Source organism: Halomonas piscis (assembly GCF_031886125.1).
Lineage (GTDB): Bacteria > Pseudomonadota > Gammaproteobacteria > Pseudomonadales > Halomonadaceae > Vreelandella > Vreelandella piscis.
Genome location: NZ_CP119391.1, coordinates 362,624 through 389,389, shown reverse-complemented (window position 1 = coordinate 389,389; position 26,766 = coordinate 362,624). Strand labels below are relative to the sequence as shown.

The following is a 26,766-nucleotide window of genomic DNA, read 5'->3' as shown; positions in this document are numbered from 1 at the left end:
AAGCGCGCCTGAGACGCGCATGCCCCACCGCAGGCATCAACGGAGACCCTGACATGACCGATCTGACCACCGACACCCGGGTACTGCGCGGCCCGCTTTTGAGCTTTGCCGACGACCCCGGCGACGGCGACACCCCCGCTCCGGGCAGCGTGCGTCACCTGGAAGACGGCGCCGTGTGGATCGTCGACGGCCATATCCACGCCGTGGGCGACTACGCCGAGCTGGCGCCGCACCTGCCCGCCGGCATCGAGACCGTGGACTACTCGGGCAAGCTGATGATGCCGGGCTTCATCGACAGCCACGTGCACTACTCCCAGCTCGACATCATGGCCTCCTACGGCCGCCAGCTGCTCGACTGGCTCAACGACTACACCTTCCCCGAAGAGTGCCGCTTTGCCGACCGCGCCCACGCCGACGCCGTGGCCGAGGCGTTTCTCGATGAAACCCTGCGAGTGGGCACCACCACCGCCCAGGTGTTTTGCACCTCGCACCCGGGCTCGGTGGAGGCGTTTTTCACCGCCGCCAACCGCCGGGGGCTGCGCATGCTCGCGGGCAAGGTGCTGATGGACCGCAACGGCCCGGATGATCTCATCGACGATACCCGGGGCGGACTTGCCGACAGCGAGCGGCTGATCGCCGACTGGCATGGCAAGGGCCGGCTGGGCTATAGCCTGACGCCGCGCTTTGCCCCCACGTCCACCCCCGAGCAGCTCGAGGCCACCGGTGCCGTGTTGCGCAACGCTCCGGATATTCACCTGCAGACGCACCTGTCGGAAAACGAAGGCGAAATCGCCTGGGTGTCCGAACTGTTCCCGGACAACCGCGACTATCTCGGCGTCTACGAGCGCTACGGGCTGGTGGGGCCGCGCAGCACCTTTGCCCACGGCATTCATCTGGATCAGGGCATGCGAAAGCGACTGGCCGACGCCGGCGCGAACATCGCCTTTTGCCCCACGTCGAACCTGTTTCTGGGCAGCGGCCTGTTCGACCGCCAGGCCTGCCAGGAGGTTGGCATGGCCACGAGCCTCGCCAGCGACGTGGGCGGCGGCACCGACCTTTCCGGCCTTGCCACGCTCAAGGGCGCCTACCAGGTCGGACAGCTCCTGGGCCAGCCGCTCACCGCCTGGCAGGGCTTTTATCGTTTGACTCTGGGCAACGCCCGGGCGCTGCACCTGGACTCCCACATCGGCCAGATCCGCGAGGGTGGCGAGGCCGATATCGTGGTGCTCGACCCGGCGGCCACGCCGCTGCTGGCCCGACGCACCGCCCGCTGCAACACGCTTGCCGAAACCCTGTTTGCGATGATGATGCTGGGCGACGACCGCAGCGTCTACGCCACCTGGGCCGGCGGGAAACGGGTTCACGCCCGGGACTAGTCAGCGCATGCGGCTCCGGCGGCCGCATCGGCCGGGGCCGCCAGGCGGTCGAGAAAGCGTCCCAGCTCGGCAAACAGCGCCTCGCGGATCGGCGGCGCCTCATTGACCAGATGATGGCGCGCCTCCGGCTGCTGATAGACCTCGGCCCTGGGAAACTTTTCCCCCAGCACGGCCAGGTTGTAGCGCCAGTCCACGGTCTGGTCTTCCTCTCCCTGCAGCATCAGCACCGGCAGCGTTGACGGCGGATACGCCGGGAGCCGCGCCATCCAGCGGCGCATGGCGCTCACCCACACAAGGCTCAGCTCCCAGTGCTGGAGCGGGTCCTTTTGGCGCAGGAAATCCACAAAGGCGGTATCTGTGGAGTTGGGCCAGTAACGTCGGGAGACGGTGCTGACAAAGGGGGCCGCCAGCCGGTGTAACGTGCTGGCCCGATGCCAGCCCCAGGGGCGCACCAGCGGCGCCAGCATGGCAAGCCCCGCCCAGGGCGCGGCGTCCTGGCGGCTCAGCGCGTCGGTAGCCAGTATCGCCGCGCCGGTACTCTGCCCCACACCCACCCAGGGGCCCGGGGCAAGGCCCTGAGCCGCCACGGCGCTCTGCACGGCGTGCAGGCATTCGCCGTAGGTGGCAAAGTCGTCGATTGCCACCCGCTCGCCGCTGGACAGCCCGTGCCCCGGGAGATCCCACAGCACCACCTGCCAGCCCCGGGCCAGCAGCATCCAAAGCAGATGGCGGTAAAGGCCCAGGTGGTCGAAATAGCCGTGTACCACAAAGACCGTGCCCACCGGCGCCGGCGGCGCCCACACCTGGCACCACAGTAAAAACGCCCCCGCCGGGACCATGCCTGCATGCACCCGGCGCACCTTTTGCCGGCAGGGCGCAAGGCCGTAATGCTCGAGGTAGGGCACCACGGCCTCTGCCTCGGCACTCTCCGGGCGCAGCAGTACCAGTCCTTTGCCGGCGGTGGCGGAAAACGCCTCCCGCAGCGGGCCAAACTCGTCCATCCAGCCCCTCCTGTTCAACCCGGTAATCCGTGCCAATGTCTCAGCGGCCGACAGATACGCTAATTTGGTATCATTTAGTCGGACATCGCGGCACTGCCATTTTGGTCCTATTTACAGACTTGCACATTTATGGAACTATTTTCCGCAAATTGAGCTGTCGGCATCTGCAATCGTGCGTTCGTTTCTACGCACGTCACCGGCATGAGGTAGCAGTTGTATTCACTATGGCCGTGGCCAACATCTGAGTACCACGATTGGCCACGGGCCCTCTTAAGGGAGAGTTTCCATGAGCGAGCGTATCACGCGTCACCGTCTACAGGTGTCAGCTGACCTTGATCGCTTTATCAACGAGCAGGCGCTGCCGGGCACAGGCGTCGACCAGGATGCCTTCTGGAAAGGCGTCGACGCGCTGTTTCACGACCTGGCGCCGAAAAACCGCCAGCTGCTTGAGGAGCGCACCTCGCTGCAGGAACAGCTCAACGCCTGGCACCGCGACAACCCCGGGCCGATCACCGATATGCCGGCCTATCGCCGCTTTCTCACCGACATCGGCTATCTGAGCGAAATCCCCGAGCGCGTCGAAACCACCACCGCCAACGTCGACCCCGAGCTTGCCTCCCAGGCCGGCCCGCAGCTGGTGGTACCGGTCAACAACGGCCGCTACGCGCTGAACGCCGCCAACGCCCGCTGGGGCAGCCTCTACGACGCGCTCTACGGCACCGACGTCATCACCGAAGACGGCGGCGCCGAAATCACCCGCGAGTTCAACTTCAAACGCGCCGACAAGGTCATCGACTACGCCCGCGGCGTACTCGATCAGGCCACCCCGCTGGCCGACGGCTCGCACAAGGATGCCGTCAACTACGCCGTCCACGACGGCAAGCTGGTCGTTACTCTCGACGGCGGCCGCGAAACCGGGCTCAAGGACGCCGACAAGCTGGCCGGCTTCGACGGCGACGCCGCCGACCCGTCCTCGATCCTGCTGGTCAACCACGGTCTGCACATCGAACTGCAGATCGACGGCGACAACTTCATCGGCAAGACCGACCCGGCGCGCATCAAGGACGTGGTCGTGGAAGCCGCCACCTCCACCATCATGGACTGCGAGGACTCCATCGCCGCGGTCGACGCCGAAGACAAGGTGGGCGTCTACGCCAACTGGCTCGGCCTGATGAAGGGTGACCTCAAGGAGGACATCGAGAAAGACGGCAAGCACTTCGTTCGCGAGCTGCGCGGCGATCGTACCTGGCAAGGCAGCAACGGCGATAGCGTCACGCTGCAGGGCCGCGCGCTGATGTTCATCCGCAACGTCGGCCATTTGATGACCACGCCGGCCGTTCTCGACGACAGCGGCAACGAGCTGCCCGAAGGCATCCTCGACGCCGTGGTGACTTCGCTGATCGCCATCCACGATCTGAAGAAGCCCGCCGGCCAGCCGCGCAACTCGCGCACCGGCTCGGTGTACATCGTCAAGCCCAAGATGCACGGCCCGAAAGAAGTCGCCTTTGCCGACGAGCTCTTCGGCCGCGTCGAGGATATCCTCGGCCTGGAGCGCGACACTCTGAAAATGGGGGTCATGGACGAAGAGCGCCGTACCAGCGTCAATCTCAAGGCCTGCATCAGCGCCGCCAGCTCCCGGGTGGTTTTCATCAACACCGGCTTTCTCGACCGCACCGGCGACGAAATGCACAGCGTCATGGAAGCCGGCCCGATGGTGCGCAAGGGCGAAATGAAGGGCACCGCCTGGCTCGACGCCTACGAGAAGAACAACGTCCAGACCGGCCTTGCCTGCGGCATGCGCGGCCGCGCCCAGATCGGCAAGGGCATGTGGGCCATGCCCGAGCTGATGCACGACATGCTGGAGCAGAAAATCGGCCACCCCAAGGCCGGCGCCAACACCGCCTGGGTACCCTCGCCCACCGCCGCGACGCTGCACGCCCTGCACTATCATCAGGTAGCCGTCGAAGCCATCCAGCGCGAGCTGGAAGCCCAGGGCGAAACCGATCTGCTGGACGAACTGCTCAGCGTGCCGGTGGAAGCCGACCCGAGCTGGGGCGCCGACGAGATCCAGCAGGAGCTGGATAACAACTGCCAGGGCATCCTCGGCTATGTGGTGCGCTGGGTCGAGCACGGCGTCGGCGTTTCCAAGGTGCCGGACATCCACAACGTCGGCCTGATGGAAGACCGCGCCACCCTGCGCATCTCCAGCCAGCACATTGCCAACTGGCTGCACCACGGCATCACCAATGAAGCCCAGGTCCGGGAGACACTCGAGCGCATGACGAAAGTGGTCGACGAGCAGAACGCCGGCGACCCCAACTATACGCCGATGACCTCGCACCTGGACGACTCCACCGCCTTCAAGGCCGCGTCCGATCTGATCTTCAAGGGGCTCAACCAGCCCTCCGGCTACACCGAACCGCTGCTCCACGAGTGGCGCCGGGTAGAAAAGGAAAAAGCGGAAAAGGCCAAGACGCAGTAACTTGCGTACGCCAGCCGCCAACCCCCTCAGGGCCCGCCCCGAGGGGGTTTTTTATGCCGCGCTAGCCGTGCCCGGCACGCAAAACCACAACGCCCAGCGTCAGCCAGCCGGCGATCAGCAAAAGGCCGCCCAGCGGCGTCACCAGCCCGACATTGAACCCGCCCAGCGCCATGGCGTAAAGCGAGCCGGAAAACGCCGCGATGCCCAGGACCCACAGCGCCATTACCGGACGCAGCTTGACCGCCGGCTCGCGCCGCTGCCAGATCAGCAGCGCCAACAGCGCCAGCGTGTGCCACATCTGGTAGCGCACCCCGACGTTGACCGCGTCTATCGCTGCTTCGTCGGCCCTAGCGGCCATGCCGTGAGCGGCGTAGGCGCCCAGCGCTACCGCCACGGCCCCGGACAGCGCAAGCGCAACGCCAAGCACTCGATAGTTGCCCCGCCCGGACCCCGAATAAAAAGGCTCTGTCGACGGCTGTTTCCTCATCAACGAATCGCTCCCTGGCTGGCCGGCCACCCGCGTAGCGCCGGCTGAAGAAAGAGGGGGAAAACGCTATAATAGCGCCACCTGAAGGCAGCGTGCGCAGGAATCCACGATTTTCGCGCGCTGCGCTTGCGACATCCACCCAAGCGGTAGGAAAATGACGGCTATGACAGAGTATGCCATTCAGCTCAACGGCGAATCCCATTCCCTGACCTCCCGAACCAGCGCTGCCGAGCTGATCGAGCAGCTGGGGCTTGGCGGTCAACGCATTGCCGTTGAAATCAACGAAGAAATCGTCCCCCGCAGCCAGCTGGCCGAGACGCCCCTGGCCGATGGCGACAAGGTCGAGATCGTCCATGCGATTGGCGGCGGCTAGGACGCTATCCAAGGAAGCCTATGACACCGTTCCACGACGCCCCGCTGACCGTTGCCGGCCGCGAATTCCATTCTCGCCTGCTGGTGGGAACGGGCCGCTACAAGGACTACGATGAAGCCCGCGCCGCCATTACCCAGAGCGGCACGGAGGTCGTCACCTTTGCCGTGCGCCGCACCAACCTGGGCCAAGATACCAGCGAAACCGGTCTGCTCGACGTCATTCCCCCCGAGCGCTTCACCCTGCTGCCCAATACCGCCGGCTGCTACAACGCCAAAGACGCCGTGCGTACCTGCCGGCTCGCCCGGGAGCTGCTGGACGGCCACAGCCTTGTCAAGCTCGAGGTGCTGGGCGACGACGACACGCTCTATCCCAACGTCACCGAAACGCTCAAGGCAGCGCAGACGCTGCTTGACGAAGGCTTTGACGTCATGGTCTACACCAGCGACGATCCCATCGTTGCCCAGGAGCTTGAGGCCATGGGCTGCGCGGCGATCATGCCGCTGGGCTCGCTGATCGGCTCCGGCCACGGCATCCAGAATCCGCACAACCTGCGCCTGATCGTCGAGCGCAGCCGCGTCCCTGTCCTGGTGGACGCCGGCATCGGCACCGCCTCGGACGCCACCATGGCCATGGAGCTTGGCTGCGACGGCGTGTTGCTCAACTCCGCCATTGCCCACGCCAACGATCCGGTGCGCATGGCACACGCCATGCAGCTGGCGGTGCAGGCCGGCCGCAACGCTTTTCTCTCCGGCCGCATGCCGCGCCGCCAAAGCGCCGATCCCTCCACCCCCTTTGCCGGCCGTATCAACGGCTGATGGATACCCGCCGCCCCATGACAGACGCACGCTCCCCCCACCAGTCTCCCGAATCGGCCGGAACGGAAAACGCCGGGGCGCCGCTGCACCGCCCCGGCATCAAGAGCTACGTGATCCGCGCCGGGCGTACCACCCAGGCCCAGACCCGGGGGCTGATGAATATCTGGCCGCGGCTGGGGCTCAACGTGGCCGACGGCCTGCAGGATCTCGATACCCTGTTCGGCCGCCGCGCTCACCGGGTAGTGGAAATCGGCTTCGGCATGGGCGGCTCGCTGATCGAACAGGCCGAAACCCACCCCGAAACCGACTTCATCGGCATCGAGGTGCACGCCCCGGGCGTGGGCAAGCTGCTCGACGAAGCCGACAAGCGCGGCCTGACCAACCTGCGGGTGTACCGCGAAGACGCCCTGGCCGTGCTGGAGCAGTGCCTGCCGCCCGGCAGCATCGATACCCTGCAGCTATTCTTCCCCGACCCCTGGCCGAAAAAGAAACACCATAAGAGGCGTATCGTGCAGCCGGCGTTTGTCGAGCTGATACGCTCGCGGCTGGCGATTGGCGGGCACTTCCACCTGGCGACGGACTGGGAGCCCTACGCCGAGTGGATGGCGGAAACCGTGGGGCAAACCCCGGGCTTTGCCAATACCGCCGATGCGTCTACCGCGCCCTATGTGCCGCGCCCGGCCTTTCGCCCGCTGACCAAGTTCGAGGCTCGCGGAGAAAAGCTCGGCCACGGCGTCTGGGATCTGATCTATCGCCGCGTCGACTAACGCCCTGTCAAGGGTTCTACCTTTAGCACAGCCAACAAAAAAAGCCGCTCCGAAGAGCGGCAGCAAGACCGTGACTAGCAATCTTGAATAGCAATGAGAGGGAGAAACCATGGCAGTTAACTGGCGGTTGCTGCCGTGGCTGCGGCGCCTCATCCAGCGCCACGCCTTTAATATAATCATTCTCATCTGACCCGTCAACACAAATGCGAATATTTTTTGTTTGCTGCCTGTCAGGCCACCAGCCGCAGCCATAGCGGCAGGGTCAGCATCGCCAGCAGCGTCTGCCCGGTGATGATCGCCGCCATCAGCTCGGCATCGCCGCCCAGCTGGCGCGCCAGAATATACGCCGAGGTCGCCGTGGGCAGCGCGGCAAACAGCAGCGCCACGTCGCGGCTGACAGGGTCCAGCCGCAGCGTCCAGGCAAGCGCCAGCGCGAGCCCCGGCATCAATACCAGCTTGATGACCAGCGCCGCCAGAACGCCCAGGTTCAGCCGCAGCAGCGCCGGCAGGCGCAAGGCTACGCCCACTGCCAGCAAGCCCAGGGGCAGCGCCGCGCGCCCCGTGAGCGACACCGCCTCTGCGGTCCAGCCGGGCAGCCCCACCCCGGCAAGGTTCAGCCCCACGCCCAGCAGGCAGGCAATAATCAGCGGGTTTTTCAGCAGCGCCAGCGCGCTTTTTTTGACCCCGCCGGGCCCCAGCGTGCCTGCCGCCACAAACCCCGTCACGCAGATCACGTTGACCGTCGGCACCATCAGCGCCAGCGCTACCGCCGCCACTGTCGCCCCCGGGCCCGCGTGCAGCGCCGCCGCGCCGGCGACGCCCACGTAGCTGTTGAAGCGCAGCGCGCCTTGAAACACCGAGGTAAACGCCGCCGGATCGAGCCCCAGCCGGTGTCGCAGACGCCAGAGCCCCCAGGCGAATAGCGCCATCGTCCCCAGCAATACGGCGGCCAGGCGGGCAACGGGAACCCGGCTGATCTCGGCCGTGGCAAGCGTTGCCACCAGCATCGCGGGAAACAACACGAAATACACCAGCCGCTCCAGCTGCGGCCAAAAGTCGGCCGGCAGAAAACGGCTCCTGCCCAGCACTACCCCCAGGCCGATCAGCGCAAACAGCGGCAGCAGCGCCTCCATGATGCCCGTCATCCGCACCTCTCGCTCACTTTACCTCTCCTGTCGACGGCAGCCGCCCTGCGACATCCCAGCACAGGGGCACCGGCATAATAGCTGCTACTATGTGGCAATGAATGCTGCCTCCCAGGCGCCACTTTACTTTCCCGAGATTGGGGTAGCCGCCAATGTTGAAACCCTCATGAGTTCTGTCACCGACCCGGCCACGAAAAAGACGCCAGGTTCCGCCGCCACTCCCCCTTTTCCCGTGCTGACGACGCTGATTCTGGTAACCGGCATCGCGCTGGCGGCGTTTGGCTGGTATGCCTTCTCCCACTGGATACGCGGGAGCGACGACGTCACCTGGTATCCGCCGGAGCAGGAGTGCAACCTTCATCAGGAGGGCTGTACCGCGACGCTTGGCGATCGGGGCAACGTCGCGCTCAAGGTGGATACCGAGGGGCGCATCGAAGCGCTCGAGCCGCTGCCCCTGGAAGTCGCCGTGCAGGGCATCAACGCTCGCAGCGCCACGGTGGATTTTGTCGGCCGAGATATGGACATGGGGCTTAATCGCTTTTCGCTGGAGGCCGACGGCCCGAACCGCTTCAGCGGCCTGGGCCAGCTCGGCGTCTGCACCCAGGACGTCATGCCCTGGCGCGCCCGGATCATTCTGGAAACGCCCAGCGGGCGCATCGGCAGCTGGTTCGACTTTGACGTAGCGCGCAGCTAAGACGTCAGGGTTGGCCAGCGTCGGACGTCCCCTGCAGACGATCGAGCATCTCGAGCAGCGCGCCGGCCTGGGTACCGTCCCGGGTGTCGTGGAGCGGATGTAGCTGCCAGGAGCTTTCGGCAAAGCCCCACCAGTCCCAGCAGCCCTGGGGGTTGGCCAGCGTGCTTTCGGCCTGGGGGTAGAGCACCACCTCGTCGTGAGCATCGGCCCAGGCGTTAAGTCCGCTCTTTCGGGCAAAGGCGTCGCCCAGCGCCTCGGCGCCCATGCGGCAGCCGTGCAGGGCAAGCGTTGCCCCGCAGCCGCCGCCGGTGCAGGCGTCGGGGACGTAGACATAGCCGCTATCGGCCAGGCCCCGGGCGTCGAAATCGCTTTGATCGAACTGGCGCAGCTCGCCCGCCGAGAACTCAGAGCGCGCAGCCCGCTCCGGGTACAGCCAGTCCATCATGGCGCCGGCCACGTCCTCGCCGCAGGCGAGCAGATTCGCCTCTTCGCCCTCGTTGCGGCACGGAGCAAGGGCCGAGGCCTGATCGGCGCTATCGGCCGCCACCGGCCAGCCGTGGCCGGCTGTCTCGTCGCGGGCCATTTTGAGCTGCTGCTCGTCGTCAAGCCAGGCGGCCAGCTGCTCGCCGAGCAGATCACCCAGCACCGGGTCGATCACACCATCCTGCTCGCCGTGCCAGACAAAGGCGCGCAGCCGGCCCAGATTGGCGTCCTTGCCAACCTGCCCGCGGGACTGATAGTCCGCGCGGCGGGTTTCCAGCGCGGCCAGAGAAGGCTCGCCGCGCCGGGTCATCATGCACTGGTTGAGCGCCCGGCTCAGCTTTCCCCGGGCGCAGCCCCAGGGGCCGGCGGCGAGCACGCCCAGGCCGTGAAAGCGCTCGGGCCAGGCAACCGCCAGCTGGGTCGCCATATAGCCCCCGGACGACACCCCCACCACGCTCGTCCGGTCGGCCGCCACGCCCAGCGCCGGAAGCGAATCAGGCGGCACTTCGGCGTCATCCGCCACGCCGGCCAGCGGCACGGCAAGGCCTGCCGCCAGCAGCAGCCGGGTCAGCATGGCTTACTCGACGTCCAGCAGATTTACGCGGAAGGTGAGCACTTCATTGGGACCGATGGGCCCCTGGCCGCGCTCGCCGTAGGCAAGGTCTGCGGGAATGTAGAGTTTCCACACGTCGCCTTCGCTCATCAGCTGCAGCGCTTCCTGCCAGCCTTCGATCACCTGGTTGACCTTGAAACTGACCGGCTCGCCGCGCTCGATGGAGCTGTCGAATACCGTGCCGTCGCGCAGCTTGCCTTCGTAATCGACCCTGACGGTATCGTCGGCGTCCGGCGTCTCGCCGTCGCCGGACTCAAGCACCTCGTACTGCAGGCCCGACTCGGTGACGGTCACCGCCTCGCGCTCGGCGTTGTCTGCCAGAAACGTCTCGCCCTGCCTGAGATTTTCCTCGGCGAGCTCGGCGACTTCCGCTTCGCGCTCTGCCATGGCGTCTTGCTGGAAGGTCGCCAGCGCTTCGGCCATATCCTCTTCGCTCATGGCCAGCTCGCTTTCCTCGAACACGTCGCGCATGCCGCGGGTAAAGGTGTCGATATCCAGCTTTTCGATATCGGCGTGCATGCTTTCGCCCAGGGTGACACCCAGGCTGTACGCCAGGCGCTCATCGTCGGTATCCGGCGCGGCAAGGGCCAGCGGTGCTGCCACCAGCGCAGCCAGCGGGAGTGCGGTCAGCAGTGTTTTCATCAAGGGTTCCTTTTCATCGCAACGCTGTGATCGACAACGCGGAAATACGCGCATCGCGCTACCATAACAGGGCCGACGCCCCGGCGCACCCAAGTCCCCGACTTAGCGAAGAAAGCCCGGGGCCTCAGCCTTGACATAGCGCGAGGTTTCCTCTTCTCTAAGGGGGACACTATAAAAAAGGAGAGCATAATGAAACTGCACAAACTGGTTGTCGGCATTACCGCATGCGGCCTTCTCAGCGCCGCCGCAACGGCCAACGCAGAAACCTGGCGGTTCGGCCTCGAGGAGATCGAAGGCAGCGTGCAGCACGGCTACGCCGAAGCGTTCAAAGAGCTCATCGAAGAAAAGTCCGACGGTGACATTACCGTTCAGCTTCTGCCCTACGGCCAATGGGGCTCTAACTACTCTGCGCTTTACGACGCCATTCAGGGTGGTTCCATTCCCATTGCCTTTGGCTCCGGCTTTCTTGGCGGCACCGTCCCCGAAAGCCAGCTGATGAGCCTCAACTTCATTATGCCGGCCGACCAGCTGGAAACGGCAAAGATCGTCAACTCTGACGAGTTCATGAAAAGCGACGCCTGGCAGCAGGCCTACCGCGATCGCGGCCTGGTGCCCATTGCCGCTCTGCCGGAAGGCTACCAGGTGTGGACAGCCAACCAGGAAATCCGCACGCCGGCCGACATGGACGGGGTAAAAATCCGCGTCATGGACAACAGCCTGCTGCGTGAAACCTACCGGGCATACGGCGCCTCGCCGCTGACCATTGCCTACGGCGAACTTTACAGTGCCCTGCAGCAGGGCCAGGCCGATGCCAACATCCAGCCGGTCTTTGCCCACGAGGAAATGGGCTTCTACGAAGTTCAGGACTACCTGATCTTTGCCAAGCAGTCCCAGTTCGTGGGTAACGTGATTGCCAACGCGGACTGGTACGACGACCTCAGCGATGAGCAGCGCCAGATGATTGATGAAACCACCGATGAACTGGTGCAGAAGGGCCACGATATCCAGAGCGAGCTCAACGAAAGCCGTCTGGAAACCATCAAGGAAAACAGCGATATCGAAATCATCGAGCTAGATGACGAGGAGCGCGACAAGTTCCGCGAGCTGGCCAAGCCGGTGCGTCAGACCTTCATCGATGACGTGGGCGAGAACGGGGAAAAAGCCCTGAACACGCTGCTGGACCAGGTCAAGGCCGCTGAGGGAAACGACAGCGATAGCGATCAAAGCCAGGACAGCCAGAAAGACACCGACAAGCAGTAAATCGATAGCACGGCCGAGGCCGTAAACGCCGGGGGCATTTCCCGGCCATGAAAAAGCCGGGTGGCATTGGCCACCCGGCTTTTTTTAGCCCGCCAGGGGTTGCAAGCCTCTTGCTAGTTGCCAAGCGAAGGCAACAGCAGCGAAACCTGCGGAAAGAGGATAAGCAACACCGTTGCCAGCAGCATGATGGCAATGAACGGCGGCGTGCCGCGGATCACGTCCATATAGGGCCGGCGGAAAACGGCAATGGCGGTAAAGATATCGCAGCCGAAAGGCGGCGTGGCCGAGCCGATGGCCGCCTGCAGGGTAACGATGACGCCGACGTGGACCGGATCGAGCCCGGTGGACATGATCAAGGGCTTGAAGATCGGCACCAGGATGAGGATGACCACGATCGGGTCGACGAACATGCAGCCCACAAAAAACGCCGCGGCAATCAGCATCAGCGCCAGTATCTGGCTGTCGCCGATGCTGTCGATCAGCGGCCCCAGCACCTGCTCGGGCACGCCGGCCGTGCCCAGCGTCTGCGAAAACGCCGCGCCAATAGCCACCAGAATGAACACCACCGCGGTAATCATGCCGGTGGACAGCGCCAGCCCCCCCAGGTCGCGGATCGAAACCTGGCGGTAAATCACCACTTCCAGAATCAGCGCATAGGCCACGGCCACCGCCGAGGCCTCCACCGCGCTGAAAAAGCCGCCGTAGATACCGCCAACCACCAGCACCGGAAACCCCATCGGCAAAATCACCTTGCGCACGGCCCCGGCACGCTCACGCCAGGTAGCGCGCGGCTCGGGCTCAATGCCCTTGATGCGCGCATCGATATAGCAGTAGATGGCAAACATCACCAGGATCATCACCCCGGGGAGGACACCGGCGAGAAACAGATCGCCAATGGATTCTTTCATCACCACGCCGTAGATGATGAAGCCGATGCTCGGCGGGATGAGCAGCGCGATATCGCTGGCGTTGATGATCAACGCCAGGGCGAAGTGGTCGGCATAGCCCTTGGCCAGCAGCCGCGGGCGCATGGGCCCGCCCATGGCCACTACCGTTGCCTGAGTTGAGCCCGACACCGCCCCGAACAGCGCACAGGAGGCCGCCGTGGTAATCGGCAGGCCGCCGCGGATGTGCCGGGTGAAGGCATCCACCACGTCAAGCAGGCGGTTGGCCGTATGCCCCTTGGTCAGAATATCCGCGGCGAAGATGAACATGGGGACTGCGGCCAGCACCCAGCTGCCTACGCCGCTGATCATCCAGCTCACCGCCTGATCCGGACCGAAAAAGGTCATGTCGGCAAACATCATGTAAAACGTGCCTACTGCCAGCGGCACCATCATGGGGAGCCCCATCAGCAGCAGCACCAGCATTAAAATACCCAGTCCGGCTAGCATGCGCTTATCCTCAGTGTTGTTATTGGCTCGATATCAAACGGCCGGAGACGTTACCCCGGCAAGCGTTGACATCGTCACTCCTCCGTAGGCACGTCGGAAAACTCCTCTTTTTCCCGGAAGTTGCGGTAAAGCTCCCGGCTTATCATATTGCGTACGGCCGTCAGCACGTACTGCACGCCGGCCAGGGTAAAACCGATCGGTAGCGCCGTGTATACCATCCACAGCGGGATGTGCAGCGACGAGCTGGTGCGACCCCGGCTATAGATTGTCTGGACATAGTCAAAGGAGAGGTAAGCAAAATAGAACATCAGCGCCGCGCTGCCCACGCACAGAGTAATCAGCATCCCCTTGCGCAGCCGGCCGCCGAGCTGTTCGTAAATAGCGGACATGCTGATGTGTCGGGCATGGCGCGCCGCATAGCTTACCCCCACAAAGGTAATGACCACGATCAGCATTTCGGTGACCTCGTAGGTCCCGGGAATGCCCCGGTTAAACAGCAGGCTGCTGACCACGTGAGTGCTCATGAGCAGTGCCATACCGAGGATACAGATGATGAGAATCCATTTCTCGATGGCGCCAAGGGCCGTATCAAAGGCGCTGAGCGCACGCAGCAGGCCGTTTTTCTGCGGCTGCTTGGTTAAAGGCTTGTCAGTCATAGGAGTGCTTCCTTGTGCCGAGCCGCCAGGGCGCGGCGGCGATATCAAGCCGGTGCCCGGAATACAGCTGCCCTCGGGCAACGGGAAGGCGCGCTTGACGCTTGCCTTATGGTGAGTTCTCGCCGGTCTACGGCTACCGGGCCTCCAGGCCGGCACTGCCGAGCACGCAGCAGGCGCAGATAATTCATCATACTGCACTTTTAACGTTAGCGTACCCGCTAAGGCGCTTCAACGCGACCCGGCGACAAGCTCGGCGCGCAGCGCGGCCAGCGCCGATTCCTGCTCCGCTGTGGGCCGAAAGCCGGCCGCGCCGACCAGAGAAACCCTTTCCCCGGCAGGCAGCGCCACCACCCGGCCTGCCTGCCGGGAGAGCGCCTCCAGCTGCGTCAGGGCAGCCTTTTCCGCCTGCAGCTCGGCGTCCTTGATCGTCTGGCGCAGCTGGGCCAGCGCGGAGTCGCAGGCCGCCGCCGGCTTGAGCCAGCGCCGCCTTTGGCGAAGCGGCCGGGTGTAGTCGCGCTGCCAGGCGTATATGTCCTCCAGCGCCTGTTCGGCGCCGGGCGTTGGCGCCAGACCAAGATGACCCAGCCACAGGCGCCACAGCAGCACGCAGACGTCGAAACCGGCTTCGTCCTGCAGCCGCAACAGCTTATCGGCGACGCCGGGGCGGGCATAAAAATCCAGGGCAAAATCCCATAGCGGATTCTGCTCAACGGCGGCCAATCGGGTAGAATCGCGCACCAGCCTGTTTCCTTTATCGACGAGGCCCATTTTTTTCGGGAGAACGCATGATCGCACTGCGCGAAGTCGCCCTGCAACGCGGCACGCAAACGCTCTTGCAAAACGCCGACCTGACCCTGCACGACGGCGTCAAGGCCGGCATCATCGGCGCCAACGGCACGGGCAAGACAAGCCTTTTCAAACTGCTGCTCGGTGAGATCGGCGCCGACCAGGGCAGCGTCGAAATGAGCGGCGGTCAGCGCATCGCCCACATGGATCAGGAAATCCAGGCGCTCCAGCGTTCGATTCACGATTACGTCCTCGACGGTGATCACGCCCTGCGCCAGGCCGAGGCCGAGCTTGAAGCCGCACAGCGGGCCGGGGATGCCCACCGCGAGGCCGAGCTCCACGGGCTGATCGACACCCTGGACGGCTATACCGCAAAAGCCCGTGCCGCCCAGCTGCTGGTCGGGCTGGGCTTTGTCCAGGCCGATCTGGACCGCCCGCTGGCGGATTTTTCCGGCGGCTGGCGCATGCGCGTCAGTCTCGCCCGCACGCTCTTCATGCCGTCCGACCTGTTGCTGCTCGACGAACCCACCAACCACCTGGACCTGGACGCCCTTTTGTGGCTCGAGCAGTGGCTCAAGCGCTACCCCGGCACCCTGCTGCTGATCTCCCACGACCGCGACTTCCTCGACGCCGTCTGCGATCACATCGTCCACATGCACCATCAGACCCTGGAGCTTTACCGGGGCAACTACTCGCGCTTCGAGCACACCCGGGCGGAAAAGCTTGCCCTGCAGCAGGCCGAAGCGAAAAAGCAGCAGGCCCGACGGGAAGAGATCGAGCGCTTCATCACCCGCTTCAAGGCCAAGGCGACCAAGGCCCGCCAGGCTCAGAGCCGGGTGAAGATGCTCGAGCGCATGGAAGAAATCGCCGTGGCCCACGTGGATTCGCCGTTCCACTTTTCGCTGCCCGCCGCCGACAAGACTTCCCACCCGCTTTTGGTGCTGGATCAGGCAAGGCTTGGCTACGCCACCGAGAACGGCGAGCGCACCCAGCTAGATAACGTCAACCTGACGCTCTTGCCCGGCAGCCGCATTGGCCTTCTGGGCCCCAACGGCGCGGGCAAGTCCACCCTGATCAAATCGCTCACCGGCGAACTCGACCTGCTCGGCGGCGAGCGCGTTCCCGGCGAACACCTGTCCATCGGCTACTTTGCCCAGCATCAGCTGGAAGGCCTGGATACCGGTGCCACGCCCTTTGCCCATGTACAAAGGCTCTCGCCCACGGCAAGCGATCAGGCGATTCGCAACTTCATCGGCGGCTTTGGCTTTCAGGGCGACGACGCCTTTGCCACGGTGGGTAACTTCTCCGGCGGCGAAAAGGCGCGGCTGGCGCTGGCGCTGATCGCCTGGCAAAAGCCCAACCTGCTGCTGCTCGACGAGCCCACCAACCACCTGGATCTGGAAATGCGCGAGGCGCTGACCCAGGCCATCGCCGGTTTTGACGGCACGGTGATCATCGTCTCCCACGACCGCCACCTGCTGCGCTCGAGCGTGGACGAGTTCTGGGTGGTGGCCGACCATCGGGTCGACCCCTTCGACGGCGATCTTGACGACTACCACGCCTGGCTGAAGCAGCGCCTGGACGCCCAGCGCCGGGAAAGCAAGCGCAAAAGCCCGGGCAACAACGCCCCCCAGGCCCCGGCAGCGTCATCGCCCGCGTCTTCCTCCGCCAGCGGCAAAGGCCAGGGCGGCAAGGCCGCGCGCAAGGCCGCCGCCGAGGCTCGGGAAAAGCTGCGCCCGCTGAAAAAGCAGCGCGATCGCGCAGAGAAAGCCATGGAAAAAGAGCAGCAGGCGCTCGCGGCGCTGGAAGCGACCCTGGCCGATCCCGAGCTTTACACCGACCCCGAGCGCAAGGCCGAGCTTGACCGCACCCTCGCCGCCCAGGCCGAGACCCAGGCCCGGCTCAACGCAGCCGAGCAGGACTGGCTCGACGCCGAAGAGGCGCTGGAAGCCGGCGAGGCCTGAGCCTGCCGGCTCAGCTTTCCAGCAAAAACGTCACCGGCCCGTCGTTGACCAGCGCCACCTGCATGTCGGCACCGAACTCGCCGGTCGCCACCGGCAGCGAATGGGTGCGGGCCTGCTCTACCAGATAGTGAAACAGCCGCTCGCCGTCGGCGGGGGGCGCGGCGCTGGAGAAGCTCGGGCGCAGGCCCTTGCGGGTATCCGCCGCCAGGGTGAACTGCGACACCAGCAAGAGACCGCCACCGGCCTGCTGGACGTTGAGGTTCATTTTGCCCTCGGCGTCGCCGAATACGCGATAGTGCACAAGCTTGTGCAGCAGGCGATCGGCGCTTTTTTCGTCGTCGTCCTTCTCTACGCCGATCAGCGCCAAAAGGCCCGAGTCAATCGACCCGGCCGTGCGGCGGCCGTCATTATCGTCAATCTCGACGCTTGCGCGGCGCACGCGCTGAATCAGTGCTTTCATGACGTCTCTCCTCGCCGCGATCTACCACCAGGCATGGAAATGATGCACCGGGCCGCAGCCCTGGCCCACGTCCAGCCGGTCGCTCGCCTCAAGCGCCGTGTGCAGCCAGCGCTTGGCCTCGGCGATAGCGTTGACGGCGTCGGCATCAACGCTTGTGGCACCCAGCTGGGCCAGGGAAGCGGCAATGGCCGACGACAGCGAGCAGCCGGTGCCGTGAAGGTTGTGCGTGGCAATCCGCGGCGCGGTAAGCCACTCGTGGCGCTCGGGGGTCGCCAGCAGGTCCGGGCACTCCGCCCCCTCCAGATGCCCGCCCTTGAGCAGCGCGTAGGGCGCCCCCAGCCGGGTCAGCCCGGGCACCAGCGCCTCCATTTCCGCCATGGTGGCAGGCGTTGGCGCGTCCAGCAGCACCGCGGCCTCGGGCAGATTGGGGGTAATCACGTCGGCCAGCGGCACCAGCACGTCGCGTACCGCACGGATGCCGACGTCGTCCACCAGCACGTCGCCGCTTTTAGCCACCATCACCGGATCGAGCACGATCCAGCGCGGGCGGCGTTTTTCCAGCGCCCGGGCGATCACCTCGGCCACCTCAAGGCTTGCCACCATGCCGATTTTCACCGCGTCGATCTCGATATCGTCAAGCACGGCGTCCAGCTGTTCGGCAATAAAGGCGGCCGATACCGGCTCAACGCCGCGCACGCCCTGGGTGTTTTGCGCGGTCAGAGCGGTAATCACGCTGGCGCCATAGCCGCCCAGCGCCGAAAACGCCTTCAGGTCGGCCTGGATGCCGGCGCCGCCGGACGGGTCGGACCCAGCGACGGTCAATACGCGAGGAATGGAAGATTCGGTAGACATAACGCTCCCTGTCAGCAAGCAGCAATAGGGGAAATAGGATGTATCGCACTTTTTACCAAGAACGGCAGGTGGGAAATGGGATGGACCCGTCCTTCTGTGCCAAGCTGGATATAACATCTAGCCAGCAGTGCACAGAACACTGACGGCATCGGTGAAGGAGGATCCATCCATGAAACAGATTAGCATTATAGGCATTGACCTGGCGAAACACGTTTTTCAACTGCATGCCGTGGATGCGCACGGTCACAAAGTATTCAGCAAGCAAGTCCGGCGAGAGAAGTTACGCTTGACGCTGGCCCAAATTCCGCCTTGCCACGTCGCCATGGAAGCGTGCGGCTCCGCTCATTACTGGGCGAGAGACATTGGCACGCTGGGCCATGAGGCCGAGCTACTGCCACCGCAGGCGGTCAAGCCCTTCGTGCTGGGCCACAAGAACGATGCGCGCGATGCCGCGGCTATCGCCGAGGCTGCGGCGCGCCCGGCCACGCCTCGAGTGACGATCAAGACGGAAGCACAACAGTCCCTGCAAGCAGTGCACCGAGTACGCAGTCGGTTAGTGCGCGAACGCACCGCCGTCGGCAACGAGCTGCGCGGCCTGCTGGGCGAGTTTGGTCTAATCGTGTCGCAGGGGCACGCGGTGATACGCCAGGGCGTTATTCGTGAGCGGCTGGACGAGCAACGGGCGCGGCTGGGGGAAGAACTCTACACCCTGCTGAACGACCTGCTCGATCAATGGCTCGAGAACGATGCCCGGATCGCGCGCTATGACAAGCGTCTGCAGCGTCTGGCCAGGGCATCAGATGACATGCAGCGGCTGATGAGTCTGCCCGGCATCGGCCCGATCAATGCGACGCTGTTGTTCAGCCATCTGGGCGATCCGGCGCGATTCCCCAACGGACGTCAGTTCAGCGCCTCGTTGGGGCTAGTGCCACGCCAGCATTCCAGCGGGGGTCGCAACCAGTTGATGGGGATCACCAAACGCGGCAATGGCGAGGTTCGAAAGCAGTTGGTGCACGGTGCCCGCGCGGCATTACGCCAGTTCCAACGTCAGGAACATCCCGACCGGCTGTCCCGTTGGGCCTGCTCGTTAGCGGCGCGTCTTGGGCAACGCAAGGCCATTGTGGCCCTGGCGAACAAGATGGCGCGGATTTGCTGGTCGCTATTGGCCCATGAACGGCGCTATCAGCCACAGGAGGCCGCTTGATGATACCGAACAAACAGGGAATATAGCTTAGCATGCGATAAGTTACCCAACCCCGAGGTTGCGCAGGCGAGATGCTTCGATGGCATAACGGGTCAGACCGGCTTTCTGTCACTCTGTAAAGTGCGCAGGCCCATCACGAGGCCGAGTGGGAGATCAGAGCAGAGAGCGCGTATTCCATCAGGGCCAGGCACGGCAAGTGCCATCAATAGGCCGGATATAAGCGTGCAGTCCTCACTCTTATGCGTTGTTGCTTCTGGCTTGCACAACAGGACGGGTCCATATAAGCGCAATTTATTGCGCGAATGCTGTATGGAGGCAGCGTCTTCGCGGACTAAAGTCCGCTCCCACCCAGTCAGTGACGTCAATGCCAAGGCATAAAGCACCGTTGGGCGGCTTAACCAAACTGCGCCGGCAGCCAGGTAGCCAGCGCCGGAAACTGCGCCAGCAGCAAAAGCATCACCAGCTGGATGGCGATAAACGGCACTACCCCGCGGTAGATCGAGGCGGTGGTCACCGAGGCCGGCGCCACCCCGCGCAGGTAGAACAGCGCAAAGCCGAACGGCGGGGTGAGAAACGACGTCTGCAGATTGATCGCGATCATAATGCCCAGCCACACCGGATCGAGCCCCATGGCCAGAAGGATCGGCCCGACAATGGGCACCACCACGAAAGTGATCTCGATAAAGTCGAGAATAAAGCCCAGCAGAAAGATCACCAGCATCACGATCAGCGTCGCACCCACCACGCCGCCGGGCATCCGTTCGAACAGGCCGGTGACCATTTCCTCACCGCCGTAGGCGCGAAATACCAGCGAAAACAGCGCCGCTCCGATCAGGATGAGAAACACCATGCTGGTCACCCGGGTAGTGGCGCGCAGCACCTCGCGCAGCGTAACCAGGCTCAGTCGACGGTAGACCAGCGCCAGCACCAGCGCGCCGAACGCGCCCACCGCCGAGGCCTCGGTGGGCGTGGCGATGCCGGCGAGAATCGAGCCCAGCACCACCACGATCAGCGCAATCGGCGGCACCAGCCCCTTGAGCAGCAGCGTGGCAAGCCCGCCGCGATGACCAAGTTCCTCGGTCAGCGCTTCCCGGGGCACCGGCGGCGCAGCGTCCGGCCGGCGCCAGGCGGTCACCGCCACGTAGAGCATGTAAAGCCCCACCAGCAACAGCCCCGGCACCAGTGCGCCCATGAACAAATCGCCGACCGAGACCGTCTTGGGGCTGAATACCCCCATGGACAGCTGCGCCTGCTGGTAGGCCGACGACAGCACGTCGCCCAGCAGCACCAGAGCGATGGACGGCGGAATGATCTGGCCCAGGGTGCCGGTGGCGCAGATGGTGCCAGTGGCCAGGGACGGCGAATAGCCGCGCTTGAGCATGGTCGGCAGCGACATCAGCCCCATGGTCACCACGGTCGCCCCGACGATGCCGGTGGACGCCGCCATCAGCATGCCCACCAGCGTCACCGCAATGCCTAAACCTCCGCTGCGCGTACCGAACAAAAGCGCCATGGCGTCGAGCAGGGTCTCCGCCACCCGGGACTTTTCCAGCAGCACGCCCATCAGCACAAAAAGCGGCACCGCGAGCAAAGTGGTGTTGGTCATGATGCCGTAGAGGCGGTTGGGGTAAGCCGACAGATACCCCGGGTTGAAGTGGGCATCGATGCCCAGCGACTCAAGCCCCAGCCCCAGCCCGGCAAAGGCCAGGGCCGTACCGGCAAGCGACAGCGCCACGGGGAAGCCCAGCATCAGCACCGCGCAGACGGCCACGAACAGCACCAGCGGCATGAACTCAAGCATCGGGCGGCTCCCGCCGGGTGTTGTCCGGCATCGCCGCGCCGATGGGCCCGGCCACGATATAGGCGCTGCGCGCGAACTCGACGGCCCCCTGCAACAGCATCAGCCCGGCAAACACCGGGATCAGCGTTTTCAGCACGAACACTCCGGGGATGCCGCCGTAGTTGGACGAGCCTTCAAGAATCTTCCACGACGAGGCCACGTAGCCCGCGCTGGCGGCGATGATGAAGAGCATCACCGGGGCCAGCAGAAAGACGATGCCCAGCATGTTGATCAGCGCCTGGCGCCGGGGCGACAGCCGGCGATAGATAATATCGACCCGCACGTGGCCGTTCTCGCGCAGGGTATAGCCGGCGGCGAGCATGAACAGGGTGGCGTGCATGTACATCACCATTTCCTGCATGAAGGTGCTGTTGATGCCCATCGCGTAGCGCAGTACCACCACGGCGAACTCGATCAGCAGCATGGCCAGCATCAGCCAGGAAAGCGCGTGGCCCAGACGCTGGGAGGCGCGATCCAGCGTGCCAAGCCAGCGGGGCAGGGTCGGTGTCGACATGATGGCGTCTCGTTGTGTCGTCGTTGGAGCCTAGGCCTGGGCGTTGCGTATCGTGTCCAGGCACCCAAGCGGCAGCGGCAAATCCACGGCAATGGGCAGGTGGTCGGAAAACAGGTGGTCCAGCACCTGCACCTCGGCCGCGCCCATGCTCCGGGAGACCAGGATATGATCCAGCGCCCGGCGCGGCTGCCAGGCCGGGTAGCTCAAAAGCGGCCTGACCGGATGCAGGTCCAGGGAGGTGCGAAAGCGCTCGTGGGCGTGGATCCGGTCGGGGGTGGTGTTCAAGTCCCCCATCACCACCACGTGGCGCAGCGGCCTGATGATCTCGCTCAGGTAGTCGAGCTGGCGGCGGCGCCCGCGCTGGCTGAGCGCCAGGTGGGCGACAAAGATATGCAGCGCCTCGGGCCCCGAGCCGAAGCGCGCGTGTATCGCCCCGCGCCCGGGCAGCATGCCCGGCAGGCGGTGCTCGTCCACGGCGTCCGGCGCCAGCCGCGAGAGCAGGCCGTTGCTGTGCTGCGCCACGCGCCCCAGGTTGCGGTTGAGCTGCTGATAGTGGTGGGGAAACCCCGCCTGAGCAGCGAGGTATTCCACCTGGTTGACGCTGTTGGAGCGAAAGCTGCCGCCGTCGACCTCCTGCAGCCCCACCACGTCGTAGCGGCTCAGCACCCGGCTCATCAATGCCAGCCGGCGGATGCGGTGCGGGTGCGGCAGAAGATGCTGCCAGCCGCGCGTGAAATAGTGGTGATACGCCGAGGTCTGGATACCCACCTGAAGGTTGAACGTCAGAATGCGCAGATGGCCGCTGCTCAGCAGCGACGAGGTATCTGTCTCTGCCAGGCTCATGAATCCGTCTCCCTGCCGGGGGCACTGAACAAGCCCCGCCGGCGGCCGGCGCTATACCCCATGGCCAACCTACTCCGTCCGGTCTTCGCGCACGCGCTCGACCAGGGCATCGGCGATCTTGGGCATGTTGTCCAGGCTACCCGCGCTTTGCGGCGTCACCAGGTAGCGACCGTCGACCATCAGCGCCGGCACGCCCTTCAGGCGCATGTTGCGCAGCCGCGCGTGGGCCTTGTTGACCTGGGATTTCACGCCGAAGGAACCCAGCGCTTCGCGGGCCTCGTCTTTGCTGACGCCGTAGTCGGCGAAAAACGCCGCCAGCTCGTCGGTGTCGGTGAGCTCGCGGCCATCCTTGTGGATGGCGTCGAAGAAGTCCTTGTGCAGGTCTTCCTCGATGCCCAGCTCCTGGGCGGCGTAAAAGGCCCTGGCGTGGACGTTCCAGGCGCCGCCCATGGTGGCCGGCTGGTGCACCACGCCCACGTCGTCGGGCAGAGTGTCATACCACTCGGTGACGGCGGGCTGCAGGCGGTAGCAGTGGGGGCAGCCGAACCAGAATACCTCGGTCACTTCTATCTGGCCGTCGTCCACCCGGGTTTCCACCGGCGTTTCCAAGGTTTCGTAGTCTTCCCCTGCGGTCAGGGTCTGAGCGCTGACGGCCGCCGACAGGCCAAGCCCGGCAAGCGCCACGATGGCAGTTTTCAGCATGGGCCGATTCTCCATAAAAAAGCGTTCAAGGCCTGCCCGGCGCCCCTTCCTCTTCTCGGGGCGCGCCCGGGCAGGCCCGGATAATCCCCGGGACGCCACTTCCGGGATGGCTTAATGCAGTCCCAGGATATAGTTGGCCACGGCTTCCATGTCGCTTTCGCGCAGATTGTCGGCGATATCGCGCATGATCGCGCCGGGGTCGTTGGAACGCTCGCCGGCGGCAAAGTCACCAAGGGTCGACACCACGTACTCCGGGTGCTGGCCGGAAAGGGCCGGGTACTTGGCGCTGCCGATGCCCTCGCCGGTGGGCGTGTGGCAGGCTGCGCAGGCCGGAATCCCCTGGCTCAGGTCGCCGGCACGGTAAAGCGTTTCACCGCGCTCCAGCATTTCTTCGTCGGCATCGTCGGCCTGGCCCTTGTTGGCCTCCAGCTCGGCATAATAGGCGGCAACGTCCCAGGCATCCTGGTCAGAAAAGTCGTCGACCTGGCCGGCCATTTGCGGCACCGGACGGGTTCCGTCGCGGATCTCCATGATCTGCTTGGCCGTGTAGGATGCCTGCTGGCCGGCGAGGTTGGGGAAGGTGCCCATCTGGCTGATGCCCTCATCCCCGTGGCAGGCCGCGCAGGGCTGCGCCATTTCCTCACCCGCCGCGGCGTCGGCATTGGCGGAAAGCTCCTCCGACTGTGCGTGTGCGGTGCCCGCGGCACCCATGATAATTGCCAGGCTTGCCAGTAACTTTCTCATTGCCATTCCATTATCTCGTTGAGTAGTCCCGTTGATCGGTAGCGAATATGTGCCCCTGGGCGCTTCGGGGTCAGCGGGCGTGAAGCCTGTCGCCGAGGGTCAACGCACAATGCTAGACTAGCGCCCCGGTTCGCCGGTATAAACCCGACCGAGTATAACGAATCCCCCAGGCTGCGGGAATGCACGTTCGCGCTGTCTTGGCAGCTATTTCCCCGGAACTTGCCGGAGATCATGCGCTCTCCGTCAGGCCCGCGGCGATCAATCCGCCATTTGTCCCAATCGCCTGTCAGGCACCGCACCCAGGATCCAAGCCATGCCCGCATCCCCCCAGGCACTGAACTACGCCACCGCACGCTTTATGAAGAGCGCCCCGACCCTCGCCCAGTGCCCGCCGGACAGCGGCGCCGAGGTGGCTTTTGCCGGACGCTCCAACGCCGGCAAATCCAGCGCCATCAACGCCCTGACCCGGCAAAAAGCGCTGGCGCGCACCTCGCGCACGCCGGGGCGTACCCAGCTGATCAACAGCTTCAGCCTCATGGGCAACGAGGCCCTGCGGCTAATTGACCTGCCCGGCTACGGCTATGCCAAAGTGCCCGACGCGGTCAAGCGCGAATGGCAGGCGCACCTGTCCGACTATCTCTATCAGCGCCAGAGCCTGCGCGGCCTGGTGCTGATGATGGACGTCCGCCACCCGCTGACCGAATTCGATCAGCTGCTGCTGGGCTTTGCCGACGAGCGCGACCTGCCGGTGCACATCCTCTTGACCAAGGCCGACAAGCTGAAAAAGGGCCCCGCCAACGCGTCGCTGCAGAAAGTCCGCCATCAGCTGGTCGAATGGGAAGACCTGGTGACGGTGCAGCTGTTTTCGGCGCTGAAAAAGGACGGTTTGGGCACGCTCTCCGAGCGGTTGGACCGCTGGCTGGCTTAACTCGCCCCCCTCTTCGGCCGGCCCCGGCGCCTCCGGCCATAATCCGGCGGCGACTGCCCTGGCTACCCCTTCCGCCGTATTGACGAACCCGGGCACCTGTTCAATTCTGACAAGCTAAGTAAACGTCGGGCGAGAGCGCTTGTTATCAGCGGCCGATTTCTCCCGGCCTATCCACCCTGGACCCTCCCCCCTGCGGGGCCAAGGAGCACCGTATGACGACACAACAAGAAAGCGCGGTACGCAAACCCCATATTCTGGAAGTGGGCGTCCTGCTCGTCTGCTTTCTGGCCATTGCCTTTTCCTTTACCGGCATCTTCGGCCTGAGCATTCAGCTGGCGCTTTTCATAGCCCTGTTCATGGCCATTCTGCTCGGCCTGAGGCTCGGCTACACCTACGACAATCTCCAGGAGGCGCTGAAAGAGGGCATTTTCAACGGCCTTGAGGCCGTGCTCATTCTGATTTCCGTGGGCGCGCTGATCGGCACCTGGATCGCCGGCGGCGTGGTTCCCAGCATTATCTACTACGGCCTCGAGTTTATTCACCCCAGCATATTCTTGCTGGCGACGGTCATCCTCTGCGCCATCACCTCGCTTGCCACGGGCACCTCCTGGGGCACTGCGGGCACGGCCGGCATGGCCATGGTCGGCGTGGGCGAGGGCCTGGGCATTCCTCTGCCGCTGGTGGTGGGGGCCGTTCTGTCGGGGGCCTACTTCGGCGACAAGCTGTCGCCGCTTTCCGACAGCACCGTGCTCACCGCCTCCATGTCCCGGGTCAACATCGTCGAGCACATCAAGTCGCTGCTGTACGTCAGCGTTCCGGCGCTGGTGATCAGCGGCACAGCCTTTACCCTGGTCGGTCTCAACTACACCTCGGAGAGCATCGATCTCAGCCGAGTGGAATCCATCATGGCGGCCATCAGTGATACCTTCAGCGTCAGCTGGGTCATGCTGCTGCCGGCGGCCATCGTGATCGGCCTGCTGGCGATGAAAAAGCCGCCGGTGCCCACGATCGCCTTCGGCTCGCTGCTGGGCATTATCTGGGCCTTCTTCTTCCAGGGAACCGACTTCATCACGGCGCTGGGCACCGCCTACGGCGGGTTCAACCTCGACTCGGGCAATGCGTTCATGGACGACCTGCTCAACCGGGGCGGCATTACCAGCATGACAGGCTCGGTCATGGTGATCATCCTGGGCCTGGGCTTTGGCGGGCTGCTCAACCACATCGGCGTGCTGCAGGTGCTGGTCGACTCCTTCACCCGCTTTATCAACAACGTCGGCCAGCTGTCCGTTGCCACGCTGCTGACCGGCTTTTTCTCCAACGTCTTCGGCTGCGCCATGTATGTCTCGCTCATCCTGACGCCCAAGATCATGGAGAAGAACTACGACCGCCTGAAGGTCGACCGGCGCATCCTCTCGCGCAACACCGAAGTGGGCGGCACGCTCACCTCGGGCATGGTGCCCTGGTCGGATAACGGCATCTTCATGGCTTCGATGTTCGGGGTACCGGTACTGCAGTATCTGCCGTTCCTATGGCTCAACTTCGCCGCCATCGGGCTCGTGATTCTCTACGGTTATACCAACACCTTTATCTGGCGCACCGAAGCAACAACACCGCAGCCAAATGCTGAGTAGCCCGACGCTATACTGGCTTGCTTTGTGCATATCCTTTCCTACCCGCCGCTTAGGCGGCGGCCGTGAGCCATCACAATATTCTCCGGTACATAAAACATCACGACGACCTA

General features: G+C 64.4%; 26 protein-coding genes. 11 read left to right on the top strand and 15 right to left on the bottom strand.

The features are described from left to right. Window positions 1-53 precede the first annotated feature (53 nt). On the top strand, window positions 54-1,376 hold the full coding sequence (gene guaD / locus P1P91_RS01810) for a guanine deaminase (RefSeq protein ID WP_311884117.1): 1,323 nt from the start codon (window positions 54-56) through the stop codon (window positions 1,374-1,376). Here guaD and P1P91_RS01805 read toward each other — a convergent pair. Further along, the gene (locus tag P1P91_RS01805) at window positions 1,373-2,377 is read right to left on the bottom strand and encodes an alpha/beta hydrolase (RefSeq protein ID WP_311884115.1); all 1,005 of its coding nucleotides are present in this window, start codon (window positions 2,375-2,377) and stop codon (window positions 1,373-1,375) included. The two genes, guaD and P1P91_RS01805, sit on opposite strands and share 4 nt — an antisense overlap. 286 nt (window positions 2,378-2,663) lie before the next feature. Between P1P91_RS01805 and P1P91_RS01800 the strand changes: the two genes are divergently transcribed. After that, entirely contained in the window at window positions 2,664-4,859 is a 2,196-nt protein-coding gene (locus tag P1P91_RS01800) for a malate synthase G (protein ID WP_311884113.1), read from the top strand. A 61-nt stretch (window positions 4,860-4,920) separates the two neighbouring features. Here P1P91_RS01800 and P1P91_RS01795 read toward each other — a convergent pair whose 3' ends face one another. Further along, window positions 4,921-5,346, bottom strand: coding sequence for a DUF423 domain-containing protein (locus P1P91_RS01795; RefSeq protein ID WP_311884112.1), 426 nt, complete (start codon window positions 5,344-5,346; stop codon window positions 4,921-4,923). Window positions 5,347-5,509: 163 nt separating this feature from the next. Between P1P91_RS01795 and thiS the strand changes: the two genes are divergently transcribed. Genes thiS through trmB form a run of 3 tightly spaced genes read left to right on the top strand, consistent with a single transcriptional unit; the run spans window position 5,510 to window position 7,301 of the window. Then, complete coding sequence (gene thiS, locus P1P91_RS01790) at window positions 5,510-5,719, top strand: sulfur carrier protein ThiS (protein WP_311884110.1); 210 nt, start codon at window positions 5,510-5,512, stop codon at window positions 5,717-5,719. Between the two features lie 20 nt (window positions 5,720-5,739). Then, a complete protein-coding gene (locus P1P91_RS01785; RefSeq protein WP_311884108.1) occupies window positions 5,740-6,534 on the top strand; it encodes a thiazole synthase in 795 nt (264 codons plus the stop codon). Between the two features lie 17 nt (window positions 6,535-6,551). Further along, window positions 6,552-7,301 carry a tRNA (guanosine(46)-N7)-methyltransferase TrmB gene (gene trmB, locus P1P91_RS01780; protein ID WP_311884106.1) on the top strand — a complete coding sequence of 250 codons (750 nt, stop codon included), beginning with the start codon at window positions 6,552-6,554 and terminating at the stop codon, window positions 7,299-7,301. Between the two features lie 230 nt (window positions 7,302-7,531). On the opposite strand, the gene P1P91_RS01775 is transcribed toward trmB, so the two are convergent. Next, complete coding sequence (locus P1P91_RS01775; RefSeq protein WP_311884104.1) at window positions 7,532-8,446, bottom strand: AEC family transporter; 915 nt, start codon at window positions 8,444-8,446, stop codon at window positions 7,532-7,534. 166 nt (window positions 8,447-8,612) lie between these two features. Here P1P91_RS01775 and P1P91_RS01770 point away from each other — a divergent pair, with 166 nt between their 5' ends. Next, complete coding sequence (locus P1P91_RS01770) at window positions 8,613-9,140, top strand: hypothetical protein (RefSeq protein ID WP_311884102.1); 528 nt, start codon at window positions 8,613-8,615, stop codon at window positions 9,138-9,140. Between the two features lie 4 nt (window positions 9,141-9,144). Here P1P91_RS01770 and P1P91_RS01765 read toward each other — a convergent pair whose 3' ends face one another. Both P1P91_RS01765 and P1P91_RS01760 read right to left on the bottom strand, forming a co-directional pair. After that, the gene (locus tag P1P91_RS01765; RefSeq protein WP_311884101.1) at window positions 9,145-10,197 is read right to left on the bottom strand and encodes a PHB depolymerase family esterase; all 1,053 of its coding nucleotides are present in this window, start codon (window positions 10,195-10,197) and stop codon (window positions 9,145-9,147) included. Between the two features lie 3 nt (window positions 10,198-10,200). After that, on the bottom strand, window positions 10,201-10,878 hold the full coding sequence (locus tag P1P91_RS01760) for an FKBP-type peptidyl-prolyl cis-trans isomerase (protein WP_311884099.1): 678 nt from the start codon (window positions 10,876-10,878) through the stop codon (window positions 10,201-10,203). A 189-nt stretch (window positions 10,879-11,067) separates the two neighbouring features. Between P1P91_RS01760 and dctP the strand changes: the two genes are divergently transcribed. After that, on the top strand, window positions 11,068-12,138 hold the full coding sequence (gene dctP, locus P1P91_RS01755; protein ID WP_311884098.1) for a TRAP transporter substrate-binding protein DctP: 1,071 nt from the start codon (window positions 11,068-11,070) through the stop codon (window positions 12,136-12,138). Window positions 12,139-12,251: 113 nt separating this feature from the next. On the opposite strand, the gene P1P91_RS01750 is transcribed toward dctP, so the two are convergent. The 3 genes from P1P91_RS01750 to P1P91_RS01740 form a co-directional block, all read right to left on the bottom strand. Further along, window positions 12,252-13,532, bottom strand: coding sequence for a TRAP transporter large permease (locus tag P1P91_RS01750; protein ID WP_311884096.1), 1,281 nt, complete (start codon window positions 13,530-13,532; stop codon window positions 12,252-12,254). 74 nt (window positions 13,533-13,606) lie between these two features. After that, the gene (locus P1P91_RS01745) at window positions 13,607-14,188 is read right to left on the bottom strand and encodes a TRAP transporter small permease (RefSeq protein WP_311884094.1); all 582 of its coding nucleotides are present in this window, start codon (window positions 14,186-14,188) and stop codon (window positions 13,607-13,609) included. Between the two features lie 228 nt (window positions 14,189-14,416). Beyond that, window positions 14,417-14,926, bottom strand: a complete 510-nt coding sequence (locus P1P91_RS01740; RefSeq protein WP_311884092.1) for a TIGR02444 family protein — start codon at window positions 14,924-14,926, stop codon at window positions 14,417-14,419. Window positions 14,927-14,973: 47 nt separating this feature from the next. On the opposite strand from P1P91_RS01740, the gene P1P91_RS01735 reads away from it, so the two are divergent. Beyond that, window positions 14,974-16,938 (top strand): ABC-F family ATP-binding cassette domain-containing protein, encoded by a 1,965-nt coding sequence (locus tag P1P91_RS01735; RefSeq protein WP_311884090.1) that lies wholly within the window; start codon window positions 14,974-14,976, stop codon window positions 16,936-16,938. Between the two features lie 10 nt (window positions 16,939-16,948). Here the strand turns inward: P1P91_RS01735 and dtd are convergent, their stop codons facing one another. Together dtd and thiD are read right to left on the bottom strand one after the other, a co-directional pair. Continuing rightward, window positions 16,949-17,398: a D-aminoacyl-tRNA deacylase gene (gene dtd / locus P1P91_RS01730; protein ID WP_311884088.1), complete on the bottom strand. Its 450-nt coding sequence runs from the start codon at window positions 17,396-17,398 to the stop codon at window positions 16,949-16,951. Between the two features lie 21 nt (window positions 17,399-17,419). Continuing rightward, window positions 17,420-18,250 carry a bifunctional hydroxymethylpyrimidine kinase/phosphomethylpyrimidine kinase gene (gene thiD / locus P1P91_RS01725; protein WP_311884085.1) on the bottom strand — a complete coding sequence of 277 codons (831 nt, stop codon included), beginning with the start codon at window positions 18,248-18,250 and terminating at the stop codon, window positions 17,420-17,422. Window positions 18,251-18,419: 169 nt separating this feature from the next. Between thiD and P1P91_RS01720 the strand changes: the two genes are divergently transcribed. Further along, on the top strand, window positions 18,420-19,454 hold the full coding sequence (locus P1P91_RS01720; protein WP_311882018.1) for an IS110 family RNA-guided transposase: 1,035 nt from the start codon (window positions 18,420-18,422) through the stop codon (window positions 19,452-19,454). 394 nt (window positions 19,455-19,848) lie between these two features. Here P1P91_RS01720 and P1P91_RS01715 read toward each other — a convergent pair whose 3' ends face one another. The 5 genes from P1P91_RS01715 to P1P91_RS01695 all read right to left on the bottom strand — a co-directional run bounded on the left by P1P91_RS01715 (window position 19,849) and on the right by P1P91_RS01695 (window position 24,097). Beyond that, on the bottom strand, window positions 19,849-21,255 hold the full coding sequence (locus tag P1P91_RS01715; protein ID WP_311884083.1) for a TRAP transporter large permease: 1,407 nt from the start codon (window positions 21,253-21,255) through the stop codon (window positions 19,849-19,851). Further along, complete coding sequence (locus P1P91_RS01710; protein ID WP_376717175.1) at window positions 21,248-21,811, bottom strand: TRAP transporter small permease subunit; 564 nt, start codon at window positions 21,809-21,811, stop codon at window positions 21,248-21,250. Before P1P91_RS01710 ends, P1P91_RS01715 begins: the two co-directional genes overlap by 8 nt. Before the next feature lie 27 nt (window positions 21,812-21,838). Beyond that, window positions 21,839-22,651, bottom strand: a complete 813-nt coding sequence (locus tag P1P91_RS01705) for an endonuclease/exonuclease/phosphatase family protein (RefSeq protein ID WP_311884080.1) — start codon at window positions 22,649-22,651, stop codon at window positions 21,839-21,841. Between the two features lie 69 nt (window positions 22,652-22,720). After that, on the bottom strand, window positions 22,721-23,353 hold the full coding sequence (locus tag P1P91_RS01700) for a thiol:disulfide interchange protein DsbA/DsbL (RefSeq protein ID WP_311884078.1): 633 nt from the start codon (window positions 23,351-23,353) through the stop codon (window positions 22,721-22,723). A 111-nt stretch (window positions 23,354-23,464) separates the two neighbouring features. Beyond that, the gene (locus P1P91_RS01695; protein ID WP_311885843.1) at window positions 23,465-24,097 is read right to left on the bottom strand and encodes a c-type cytochrome; all 633 of its coding nucleotides are present in this window, start codon (window positions 24,095-24,097) and stop codon (window positions 23,465-23,467) included. Window positions 24,098-24,410: 313 nt separating this feature from the next. On the opposite strand from P1P91_RS01695, the gene yihA reads away from it, so the two are divergent. Further along, a complete protein-coding gene (gene yihA, locus P1P91_RS01690; RefSeq protein WP_311884077.1) occupies window positions 24,411-25,025 on the top strand; it encodes a ribosome biogenesis GTP-binding protein YihA/YsxC in 615 nt (204 codons plus the stop codon). Window positions 25,026-25,237: 212 nt separating this feature from the next. After that, window positions 25,238-26,656, top strand: a complete 1,419-nt coding sequence (gene nhaC, locus P1P91_RS01685; RefSeq protein WP_311884075.1) for a Na+/H+ antiporter NhaC — start codon at window positions 25,238-25,240, stop codon at window positions 26,654-26,656. Window positions 26,657-26,766 lie beyond the last annotated feature (110 nt).